Below are 12076 nucleotides of genomic sequence, written 5' to 3'. Positions count from 1 at the left end.
ATTATGAGCGTACAAAATTACTATAAACTTTATAAGCCTTACGGCTATTTAAGCCAGTTTGTAAATCATCAGAATAAACGTCGGTCTAAAAAACTTTTAAGTGAAATTTGCAGTTTACCAGAAGGAACTATGGCGGTTGGTCGTTTGGATGAAAAATCTGAAGGCTTATTACTATTAACTACAGACGGAAAATTCAGTAATCATATCACTAGCCAAAATATTGAAAAAGAATACCATGTGATGGTCGATGGTCAAATAACATCTGAAGGTATTTTAGAATTAGAAAAAGGTATAGAGATTTCGGTTGGGGGAAAACTTTACAAAACAAAACCTTGTAAGGCTTCAATATTAAATAATACATCTCATATTATAGAGCGATTTGTTAGAGACGATCGTCACGGTATTACTTCATGGTTATCCATTACAATAACCGAAGGAAAATTTAGACAAGTAAGAAAAATGACAGCTAAAATAGGTTTGCCAACATTGAGGTTGGTTAGAGTTAGAATTGGTGAATATCAATTAGAAGATATGACGCCAGCTGAGGTTTTAACTATTAATTACTAGAGTCTTCATCGGTACTTGCAGTTTTTTCTGCAATAGATACTTTTTCATTATTAAAAACAATAACCGCTTTCACTCCTGTTAGTAGATTCCATTCTTTTGAAGAAATTTGATTTCCCTTATCGTCATAAACAATAAATTCAGCTGTATTTGGTCCAGATTCACCTTGGTTTAAAGCAATAATTTCTATGGTATTTCTGCCATCTTCCAAGTTCACTTCAACACGTCTATAACTACCGGTTAATAATAAATTAGGTTTTATAACGGTACCATTAGCTAAGATTTTAACGCGATCACCATCTGGATATTGGTGATCTCTACAAACTATATTTACAAATTTAGTATCTACGCGATGCTCACCAAGAAATTGATCGGACATCGTCCTTACAATACCACCTTTAACAGCTTCCTTAAACCAACGTTGCTCAAATATTTCTCCAGGATTTTTTAAACCGTCATCTTCAGTCATTGAAAATGGTTTCTCAGTTTCCTTTATTACAAACTTTTTCTCAGACTCTTCAATACCACTCGATTTCTCAGTTTCTTTTTTAAGAATTGGTTCAACTTTTACTTTAACCAAAGCTGAATCCTTTTCCGTTTCAGATACTTTAGCAGGAATCCGAATAGATTTTGTCTTCTTATCTGTAACTTGAGCAAAAGCCGTTGTGCCGCAACAAATGCAGAACATAAATAATATGAGTTTAATAGTTTTCAATATTAAAAAAATGGCTTTAAAAGGTTATGAAGTTTAAAATACAATAATTATACCTCAATACTTCTCTGTTTCAAAATAAACGCTTAAAAATAGAAATCATTACAAAAAAAAGTTAAAACTTACCATTAAAGCTAATTCTTAACTTTCTATTATACTCTCCAAATAACCAATCTTTATAATTCTGAGTACTATTCATTATACAGTAGCAATATTGCTTTATTCTGAAGGCAATTTCATCTTGTAATTCTTTAATAAGTTCTCTAGCGTCATAAACATCTTCACTATTATCAATGCACATTTGTGAATGCTGAGCAATAGAGCGTTCAATAACAGTAAAGGATTTTTTGCCTTCACTCATTACTTTTTTATACTCTTCTTTAACATCAAAATTTAAAGTATATGATTTTTTAAATTTTACTTTAAGATAATCTGGCATTTTATAAACAAAATCGCGTTCTAGTAAGTCATCATCAATTATGTTTTCTAAATAATAATCAGGATGTTTAAAAATATGTTGCCAATCTACTGGTTGATTCCATGGTCCAAATCTAGCTTCATTATTTCCTAAATCAATAACCTGAAAAGTTTTACGATCTTTATAAATACGACTTCCACGGCCGATCATTTGAAAATACAAGGTTAACGATCTTGTAGCTCTATTTAAAATTATAGTTTCTACAGACGGCTCATCAAAACCCGTCGTTAAAATACTAACAGATGATAGTACTGCGTCTGGCGTATGTTTAAACCATTTTAAAATCTCTTTACGATCTTGCTTACTTGCTGTGTTGTCTAAATGTTTAACATTATATCCTGCTTTTTTGAAGGTATGATAAACTTCTTTAGACGTGTAGATTCCATTATTGAATATTAGCGTTTTTTTACCTTTTGCCATTTCCTCATAACCTAAGAGCAATTTTGATTGCATTAAACCATTAGTGTATAATGCTTCAGAAGATTTTACGGTATAATCTCCATTGATCCCAATTTTTAAAGAAGTTAGACCAACATCATAATTTGAGACCTCTGCATTGGCCAAAAAACCATTTTTAATAAGTGTAGAAATATCATCACCTACAATTAATTTTTTGTAATTATCTTTCATTGGTAATTTTATGTTACTACTCAATGGTGTTGCTGTTACTCCTAAAATAAAACAGTTTTCGAAAAATTTGAATAATTTTCTAAAAGAATTATAATGAGCTTCATCAATGATGACTAAACCTATATTTTTTAGCTCAAACTCATTATCAGATAAACGATTGTTTAGGGTTTCAACCATAGCCACAAAACAATCATAATCATCTTGATCTGGAAGCGTTTTTACTTTGCTATTAATTACTTTGTTTCTAACATTAAAACCAGATAAAACGTTAGATGTTTGTTTGCAAAGTTCTATTCTGTGCGTAAGAATTACAACTTTCTTTTGGTGTTGTTCGGCATAACGCCTTACAATTTCTGAAAAAATAACTGTTTTTCCACCACCTGTTGGTAATTGATATAAGAGGTTGAAATCATCAGGTTCATCTCGCATAACATCGAAAATGCGATTAAGGTCTTTTATTTGATAATCATAAAGACTTTTTTCAGTTGCATTTTGTGGTATGGTTTCGTTTTCTGACGGCATATAGGAGCTTTAGCTATTGGTTAATTTCGCAAAAATACTACTTTGTAAAGGTTTATGAAATGAATTGATAAGAAGTTTTAACAATAATGGTACTGTTCTTGTATTAACAAAGTCTTAACGTTTAAATCTTTATAATTATGAGATCATTTCGAAGACTTTCTGCAACGGTCAATGCAGGATCAATGGCAGACATTGCCTTTTTATTACTTATTTTCTTTTTAGTCACTACAACTATTTCTACAGACAAAGGGATATTACGACAATTACCTCGTATTTGTGATACTGCTGATTGTACGGCAGATATCCACGAGCGAAATTTACTACGAATTTCTATGAATGAAAAGCAAGAAATTATGATTGAAGAAGAATTTGTACAATTAACGGATATTAAAAATATTGTTGAAACTTTTATCGATAATAATGGTATTAATAATTGTGATTATTGTGACGGTTTAGGAAACTTAGAATCTTCAGATCATCCAACAAAAGCCGTTATTTCTTTAAGTCATAACGCTTCAACAAAATACAATTTATTTATAGCCGTACAAGACGAAATAACAAAAGCATATTATGGTTTGCGCAAACGATATTCTAAACACATGTTTAAAAAAGAACCCAATCAATTAACTAAAGAAGAATTGAAAATGGTACGAGAAGCTTATCCTTTTATTGTTTCTGAAATTATGGTAGATCGTTCGTTAGAATAATGGAATCTTTGATAGGAAGGCAGTATTCAATTTCAATTTTCTTTCTACCCCATTGTTTTGCTTTAGTGACATCATTATCCATATAAATATCAATGCGTTTTCTCCAACGACGATGCATTTTATCTTTAACGATATACAAACTGTCAAAGCCTTGAAGTTTTACTTGGGTATTATGTATTAGTCCAGAATCTAATAAGTCTCTAGAGACCGCTATGTATCTTAATCCTGGTTTTAAACTGTCTCCAAAAGCAGTTATACTTGGATTAGAATTAGTTTGATAAGCTAGTGAGTTATATGCGGTAGCAGTCACTTTTATAGTGCGCTTATGACAAGCTTTCTTTGCAATAGGTTGATTACAATTATAAAAGCAAATAATTATTATAAAAATGAGACTGATATGTATCTTCATGTTTTAAATATAATAAATCTGTTTAGAATATTGTGAAAAACAGATGGCATTCAAAATAATTACAATAAGAGCCTTAAAATAAAAACCGTCAGTTTCTAGTGAAAGAAACTGACGGTTTTATAAAATTTATTAAAATAGTAGAAGCTTATTTTTTAATTAGCTTTTGAGTCATTGAACCAGAAGCAGTAGATAGTTTTATAAAATACATTCCGCTTTGATATGAAGAAAGATTTAAAACATTTGAATTGTTTGAATCTAAATTACCTTTTTGTATACTTTGACCTAAGGTATTGAAAATTTGGTAGTCTACATCTTCATTAAGATTTGTTAAATCTACATTTAAAATATTGGTTGTTGGGTTAGGATAAAGACTTATTAAGTTATTCAAATTAAATTCATTTATACTTAATGGATCTTCTATTCTAAATGTAACCGATTCAGAAGAACCAAATTCACCACCAGAAATTATAGTATTTCCATTTTCATCCGTTAAACTATATGATCCAGAACCATAAGTACAGCAAATACCATCTCCATATTCATCGTATATTGTAAATGTATAGCACTCATTGAAATTTGTGATAGTTATTATTTCTTGATTACCAGTTGAGCTATCGTAATCTATAAGTGGACCATTGCTTACGGTTGCGCCAGAACTATCTAATAATTCCCAAGATGTTTCATCGCCATACTGATCTGTTAATATATCTAAAGTTAGTGTAGATGTTGTATAAGCACTAGCTACTGTAAAACTATATCCAAAAGTATCATTTATTGTATTATCATCTTGAATTCCATTAGGATTAGAAACGCTAATAGAAAACACATGACTACCAGCGGCAAGATTTGAATATGCAGGTATCGCAACAATAGCACTCTCACCTGCCAATAAATTTCCTGTCCAGTTTATAATTATACTTGTTTCATCATCTAAATAATAAGTGATATCTGCAGAAGTTAAAGTTAATAAACCAGCATTTTCAAGTGTTACGTCTGGACTAAAATCTTCGTCACAAATATTAGAGCTATTACCAGAACCTGCATTTACTGTAGCATCAAGATCATAAGTTACTAACGCAGGATATTGATCTAAAATTTCAACCCCTGAATTAGAAGGGTCTAACCAATCTTTTACTCTTGTTGATGATGTTGAGCCATAATCCCAAGCGACTCCAAAACGGCCATAAATATCAAATCCACCATTATCAGTTGTTCCAGAACATGCTGCTGAGCCACCTGAAAGCATACCGATTAAATGACCTGTTTCATTAAATAAACCAGAACCCGAAGATCCACCTTCAGTAACTCCTAAGTCCCAATCATTAATTTGCCACATCTGAGCGTTACTATTTCCGTTAAAAGTAGTCGATGTTCTTGTAGCGCCATCATCATCTCTACTTACTTTTTGAATATCTCCACTTGGGTGATGTATTCCAAAATTAAGATTTGGTGTTGTTGTTTTAGAGTTATTCCATCCTGCCCAAACCACATCTGGGTTATTTGCAAAAAAGCTCGCATCTGTAATTTCTACTAACTCTACATCAGATTGCGAACTGTTAGCTCTTAAAGTTGCACCACTAACAGTTTGGTCATAAGATCCATTACTACTTGAAGCTGTTGTTGCACAAACAGGATTGGGACTTCTCCAGTTAAATCTAAAAGCCCAACTGCCTTCTCCTCCACCACAATGGTTTGCGGTTAGGAAATAAGGAGTTCCATCATTATTAGTATTATTTACTAAAGTTCCAGAACAAAAGCCTGAACCATTAGTCACAAGCATACCTACAGCTTTTTTCACATTATCCTTAACAGTATCTATATTGTATGGATCCGATGCAGGTGCAATATCGCAATCTACATCTTGATTACAATTACCAGAATCTCCTAGAGCTTTCTGAAAAGAATCAGCCGTTCTATAGCCATGAATAACAGAACCAACTGTTATTTTTGCTTCTCCAGCTACATTAGCTGGTTGATAGTATTCAATCCATGCCTGATCTCCTTCTACTAACCAGGTTCCTAAAACTTCTTCAGCGTTATTGTTGTGATATGTAAATGGTCTTAGCAAATCTGTTTTTTCGTTATTGTACACATAAAGTTTTGCTCCTTCGGGAATTTGAAATACGTCAAACATAAAATTTAAGGTGTAAGCTCCTTTGGAAGTGTAAGACATTCTCCAGATACGATCGCCATTATCTAATGTTGTCCACTCACCTACGTCATTGAAGTTGTGATCAACATAAATATCATGACCAAAACGCCAAGGGATAGATTTGTCTTTATCATTGATTTCGTCTTCTTTTTGTAATTTCTCTAAATCGAAAGAAGGTAATCTGAAAGGGACTAACTCAGTAGTTTTTGTTTTTGCTTTAGCTGTCGTCCAACTAGGAGGTTTAATATCGTTGGGGATTTGTTGGGCAAAACCAACACAATAAGCCATTAATAATGTAAATAGTAATTTTAGTTTCATAAGGGAATTCATTAAATTGTTAAATAAATAACCATTTGTATTAAACATTGTCATTTTATAGTAAAAACATAATAGTTAGTTTAACTATCATAAAAAATGTCACAAATGGATCAGGGATTATAGAATATAAAAATAGAAAAAGTTTAACCTTATTTTATGCATTTTAGACTTAAAAGCTTTATTTATCTACTAAAGACACGTTCTAGTCGACGAACGGCGATTAGTATAATAAGAGCTCATTTAAGACGTTTTCAAACTTACTCTTAGCTAAGTACTGCGTTTCTAGTTGATTAATAAATGGTATTGGAGTTTCCATACTAGCCACACGTTTTACCGGTGCATCCAAATATTCAAAACACTCTTCCATAAGTAAAGCAGAAATATCACTTGCAATACCACCAAACAAAGAATCTTCTTGAAGAATGATTGCTCTTCCTGTCTTTTTAACTGAATTAATAATAGTATCTTTATCTAAGGGCTGTAAAGTTCTTAAATCAATTAAATCTGCTGAAATTTTCGGATTCTTTTCTAAGGTTTCTAAAGCCCAATGTACTCCGGCTCCATAAGAAATTATAGTAACAGCTTCACCCTCTTTTAATAACGCTGCTTCACCAAAAGGAATGGTAAAATAATTTATTGGTACATCTTGTCGAATACTTCTATATAAAGCTTTATGTTCAAAAAACAGCACTGGATTAGGATCATTAATAGCTGTTGCCAATAACCCCTTGGCATCATAAGGAAAAGCAGGATATACGACTTTTAAACCAGGTGTTTTTGTGAACCAAGCTTCATTAGTTTGTGAATGAAAAGGTCCTGCTGCAACACCTCCTCCACAAGGCATTCTAATAACGACATCGGCCTCTTGTTGCCACCTGTAATAAGACTTAGCTAAGTAATTAACAATAGGATTAAAACCTGATGTTGCAAAATCTGCAAATTGCATTTCTACAACTGATTTGATTCCTGAGATAGATAAGCCCATAGCTGTTTCTACAATGGCAGATTCACAGATAGGGGTATTTCGTACTCTACCTTTTCCAAATTGCGCAACAAAACCTTCCGTTATTTTAAAAACACCACCATATTCGGCAATATCTTGTCCCATAATAACAAGGTCTTTATGCTTTTCCATTGACTGTTTTAATCCTTCAGAAATAGCATCTATTAATCGTAGTTCTTTTTTATTTTCACAGGGACTAAAGTGTTCATAATTAAATGACTTGTAAACATCATTCAACTCAGTAGTTTCATCTGCTATAATGTCTGGTTCGGCATAAGCTAATGCTAAAGATTGTTCTATATCAGCCTTAATTTCTGTACTGTAAGTGTTCTCAATTTGTTGTGTAAGAATTTTTTCACTAAACAAATAGCTTCTGTAATTTTCTATGGGATCTTTAGATTCCCATTCAGTCATTAATGCTTCAGGAACATATTTTGTTCCACTAGCCTCTTCATGTCCACGTCGTCTAAAGGTTTTAAACTCTATTAAAATAGGTCTAGGTCGTTTTCTAATACTTTCGGCTAATTTTTGAACTTTTGTATAAGTTTCTATTATATTATTTCCATCTAAAATAAAAGAGTCAATGCCATACCCCTTACCTCTATCTGCCAAATGTTTGCAATTATATTGCTCTTCAGTAGGTGTAGAGAGTCCGTATCCATTGTTTTCAATACAAAAAATAACAGGTAATTGCCAAACTGATGCAACATTTAAGGCCTCATGAAAATCACCTTCGCTAGTTCCTCCCTCTCCAGAGAAGACAGCTGTTACATTTCCATTATTTTTTAAAATATTTCCTAGGGCAATTCCATCAGCAACGCCCATTTGAGGGCCTAAATGAGAAATCATACCAATTATATTATACTCTTGGCTACCAAAATGAAACGAACGATCTCTTCCTTTAGTAAAACCACTTAATTTACCTTGCCACTGACAAAACAAACGTTGCAATGGGATTTGGCGTGATGTAAAAACACCAAGATTCCTATGCATTGGTAAGATATATTCACTGGGCTTTAAAGCCATCGTAACACCTACAGATATAGCTTCTTGTCCTATGCCCGAAAACCATTTTGAAATTTTACCTTGTCTTAAAAGAATAAGCATTTTTTCTTCAATTAACCTTGGTTTTAACATGTTGTAATAAAGCTTCAACAAGGTTTGATCTGTTAGATTTCTTTTGTTGTAGTCAATTTTACTTTTATTGATCGTTGGCATAGCGTGTTGTTTCTGTAATGTTTCAAATGTAAATAAAATTGATTCAATAATATAAATAAGGCTTCATTTAGTCTCTAGATGCTGTTTTCTGTTTATATCACTATTATTGTTACTTTTGTATATTCATAAATTTTAAACAAATATCCCATGGATAGAATACCTAGTGTAGATTTAAAGGATTTCATTTCTGAAGACCCTAAGCGAAAACAAAAGTTTATTAATGACATAGGTAAAGCATATGAAGACATTGGCTTTGTTGCTTTAAAAGGTCATTTTTTAGATGATACTTTAGTAGATAGCTTGTATTCTGAAGTTAAGAATTTTTTCGATTTACCAGTAGACATTAAAGAAGGTTATGAAATACCAGGAATTGGTGGTCAACGTGGTTATGTCTCTTTTGGGAAAGAAAGTGCGAAAGGTAAAAAAGAAGGGGATTTAAAAGAATTTTGGCATTTTGGTCAATATGTTGAAGATGATGAAGAACGACGTAAAACATACCCTGAAAACGTTGATGTAAAAGAATTAGATCATTTTAATGACGTTGGTAAACAAACGTATCAAATGCTCGAGAAAACAGCAAAATATGTTTTGCGTTCATTAGCATTGTATCTTAATTTAGAAGAAACTTATTTTGATAATTATATACATAATGGAAATTCAATTTTAAGACCTATTCACTATCCTCCAATTACTCAAGAACCTAAGAATGCTGTAAGAGCAGCTGCGCATGGTGATATTAACCTTATTACTTTGTTAATGGGTGCCCAAGGCAGAGGCTTACAAGTACAACGAAATGATGGCGAATGGATTGACGCTATTGCAGAACCAGATGAATTAATGATTAATGTTGGGGATATGCTATCTAGACATTCTAATAACAAGTTAAAATCTACCATTCATCGTGTTATTAATCCGCCAAGAGAACTTTGGGGAACATCGCGCTATTCAATGCCATTTTTTATGCACCCTGTAAGCGAGATGAAATTAGATGTTTTAGAGAGTTGTATAGATGATGAAAACCCCAAACAATTTGAAGATATCACTGCAGGCGAATTTTTAAACGAACGTTTAATTGAACTAGGACTTATTAAGAAATAATAGTCTGTTAGCCATCTACAGATATCAATGCACCAAAATAGTGCATACAAAGAACTGAAGATTGCCAACTAAACTACTGAAGACTAAAAAATGGATTTACAAGATCAATTAAAAAATCTCTTCCCAGACCACACACCAGAACCTACTAAAACAACTGAAGATTCTAAAAACAATTTATGGCTACAAGATGATCCTATAATTTGTAAGTACGAAAAACGAAAAGGGAAACCTATTACTATTTTAGAAGGTTATACAGGAGCTACAGAAGATTTTAAAAAATTAGCTAAAGAACTAAAAACCAAACTTAGTGTTGGTGGTAGTTTTAAGGACGATAAAATTATTATTCAAGGAGATTACCGTGATAAAATCATGACACTTCTTAAAGAAAAAGGTTTTAATGTTAAGCGTGTAGGTGGTTAAATTATGGAAAAACAATGTTTGCATATTACTAACGGTAATAATTTATCAGATTATTTAAAAGATTTAAATTTTAAAGACGATATACTCACTTGGCAAGAAATGTTATGTGAAGGACCTACAATAGCTAAGATAGATTCTGATGAATTTATTGAACTTCGTATTGCTTTTCTTAAGGAGCACTATAATATTGAAGTTGACAAAAAAGATATGAAGCATGAGCTTGCTAAATTAGATGATGTAGAGGCTTATTCAGAAATTAATCTATGGTTTGAGTACGATTTGTATTGTCACATCAATTTGTTAGGTGTCATCAATTTATTACATCAAAAAGAAATTGATAAACCATTATATCTCATTTGTAGTGGACGTGTAAAAGGAGAAAAAAGTTTAAAAGGCTTAGCAGAATTAAGTCCAGGGCAACTTAAATCTCATTATGAAAATAAAGTAAGGTTAACACAAAAAGATATTGATTTAGCCATTGCTTTATGGCGTACATACTGCGGAAAAGATCATAATATTTTTAAACCTTATATTGTTGAAGAATCCAACTTTAAATACATGAGCAATTGCTTAAAAGCTCATTTAGAGCGTTTTCCGCATCAAAAAAGTGGTTTAGGAAATATTGAAGCTAATATTTTAAAGATTATTAAAGAAAACGAAGTTAAATCTATAAATCACTTATTAGGTTATTGCTTAAATTATCAAGGCTATTATGGTTATAGCGATATTCAGTTATCACTAAAAATCCAAGAATTATCTTTATTTTACACCATTGCTGAGGAAAGTGTTAAACTTAATAGAAAAGGACATGAAGCCTTATTACATCAACATAACTTCGCTTTAGAAATCAATAATAATATGTTTTATGGAGGTGTAAATCGCTTAGAATATCAATTTAGCGAAGATCAAAATAGACTTATTAAAACAATATGTAATGCCAATTAAAGATTCAGAACTTATATTAAATCCAGATGGTAGTATTTATCATCTTAATTTAAAACCAGAAAATATCTCAGACACTATTATTTTTGTTGGAGATCAAGATCGTGTTGAAAAAATAACGCAACATTTTGATAGTATTGAATTTTCAACTCAAAAACGTGAGTTTAAGACACAAACCGGATATTATCAAGGCAAAAGACTAACTGTTATTTCTACCGGAATTGGTCCAGATAATATAGACATTGTCTTAAATGAATTAGATGCTTTGGTTAATATTGACTTAGAGACAAGACAACCAAAAGAAGTTTTATCTAGTTTAAATATTATTAGAATTGGGACCTCTGGATCGCTTCAAGAAGATATTCCTGTAGATACTTTTTTAATTAGTACACACGCTTTAGATATTAATGGCATGTTACACTTCTATCAAATTGATGGCATTAGCAATCCTGAAGTTGAAGATGCTTTTATAGAACATACCAATTGGGATAAAAATAAAGCACGACCAATTATCATTGAAAACAGTAAGTTTTTAGAAAAAGAATTTGAAAGCGATAAAATTTTTAAAGGAATGACAGGGACTGCAGGTGGATTTTATGGACCACAAGGCCGTATATTGCGCTTACCTTTAAAAGATGCAGGTCTTAATTCTAAATTAGATAATTTTGTATATAAGGATTTCAGAATTACTAATTTTGAAATGGAAACATCTGTAATTTATGGTTTATCAAAATTATTAGGACATGAAGCTTTATCCTTAAATGCTATCATTGCTAATAGAGCTAATGGTGATTTTAGTAAAAACCCAAAAAAAACAGTAGAGAAATTAATTAAATATGCATTAGAACGTATAATTAATATCTAAACTGAAGATAAATATACTATGTAATCTGTTTTTTTTGG

11 protein-coding genes are annotated in these 12076 nt (G+C 31.6%); 6 read left to right on the top strand and 5 right to left on the bottom strand.

Annotated elements, in window-relative coordinates; all coding sequences use genetic code 11:
- Positions 1-3 precede the first annotated feature (3 nt).
- On the top strand, positions 4-567 hold the full coding sequence (locus tag HM985_RS07465) for a pseudouridine synthase (protein ID WP_179375663.1): 564 nt from the start codon (positions 4-6) through the stop codon (positions 565-567).
- Here HM985_RS07465 and HM985_RS07460 read toward each other — a convergent pair.
- Both HM985_RS07460 and HM985_RS07455 read right to left on the bottom strand, forming a co-directional pair.
- The gene (locus HM985_RS07460) at positions 557-1252 is read right to left on the bottom strand and encodes a hypothetical protein (protein WP_179375662.1); all 696 of its coding nucleotides are present in this window, start codon (positions 1250-1252) and stop codon (positions 557-559) included. The genes HM985_RS07465 and HM985_RS07460 overlap by 11 nt on opposite strands.
- 139 nt (positions 1253-1391) lie before the next feature.
- Complete coding sequence (locus tag HM985_RS07455) at positions 1392-2906, bottom strand: DEAD/DEAH box helicase (protein WP_179375661.1); 1515 nt, start codon at positions 2904-2906, stop codon at positions 1392-1394.
- 137 nt (positions 2907-3043) lie between these two features.
- On the opposite strand from HM985_RS07455, the gene HM985_RS07450 reads away from it, so the two are divergent.
- Positions 3044-3613: an ExbD/TolR family protein gene (locus HM985_RS07450; protein WP_179375660.1), complete on the top strand. Its 570-nt coding sequence runs from the start codon at positions 3044-3046 to the stop codon at positions 3611-3613.
- On the opposite strand, the gene HM985_RS07445 is transcribed toward HM985_RS07450, so the two are convergent.
- From HM985_RS07445 to HM985_RS07435, 3 genes are all read right to left on the bottom strand, one after another.
- Positions 3588-4022, bottom strand: a complete 435-nt coding sequence (locus HM985_RS07445) for a 3D domain-containing protein (protein ID WP_179375659.1) — start codon at positions 4020-4022, stop codon at positions 3588-3590. The genes HM985_RS07450 and HM985_RS07445 overlap by 26 nt on opposite strands.
- 145 nt (positions 4023-4167) lie before the next feature.
- A complete protein-coding gene (locus HM985_RS07440; protein WP_179375658.1) occupies positions 4168-6492 on the bottom strand; it encodes a T9SS type A sorting domain-containing protein in 2325 nt (774 codons plus the stop codon).
- Between the two features lie 220 nt (positions 6493-6712).
- On the bottom strand, positions 6713-8713 hold the full coding sequence (locus tag HM985_RS07435; protein ID WP_179375657.1) for an alpha-ketoacid dehydrogenase subunit alpha/beta: 2001 nt from the start codon (positions 8711-8713) through the stop codon (positions 6713-6715).
- Positions 8714-8860: 147 nt separating this feature from the next.
- Between HM985_RS07435 and HM985_RS07430 the strand changes: the two genes are divergently transcribed.
- The 4 genes from HM985_RS07430 (at position 8861) to HM985_RS07415 (ending at position 12038) form a co-directional block, all read left to right on the top strand.
- Positions 8861-9811, top strand: a complete 951-nt coding sequence (locus HM985_RS07430) for an isopenicillin N synthase family dioxygenase (protein WP_179375656.1) — start codon at positions 8861-8863, stop codon at positions 9809-9811.
- Positions 9812-9901: 90 nt separating this feature from the next.
- On the top strand, positions 9902-10231 hold the full coding sequence (locus HM985_RS07425; protein ID WP_179375655.1) for a translation initiation factor: 330 nt from the start codon (positions 9902-9904) through the stop codon (positions 10229-10231).
- A 3-nt stretch (positions 10232-10234) separates the two neighbouring features.
- Complete coding sequence (locus tag HM985_RS07420; protein ID WP_179375654.1) at positions 10235-11176, top strand: DUF1835 domain-containing protein; 942 nt, start codon at positions 10235-10237, stop codon at positions 11174-11176.
- On the top strand, positions 11166-12038 hold the full coding sequence (locus HM985_RS07415) for a nucleoside phosphorylase (RefSeq protein WP_179375653.1): 873 nt from the start codon (positions 11166-11168) through the stop codon (positions 12036-12038). The genes HM985_RS07420 and HM985_RS07415 overlap by 11 nt, the downstream gene beginning before the upstream one ends.
- Positions 12039-12076 lie beyond the last annotated feature (38 nt).

It is taken from the genome of Winogradskyella wichelsiae, from assembly GCF_013403925.1.
GTDB lineage: Bacteria > Bacteroidota > Bacteroidia > Flavobacteriales > Flavobacteriaceae > Winogradskyella > Winogradskyella wichelsiae.
Note: the sequence above shows the minus strand (reverse complement) of the source record. Positions and strands in the feature narration are given on the sequence as shown.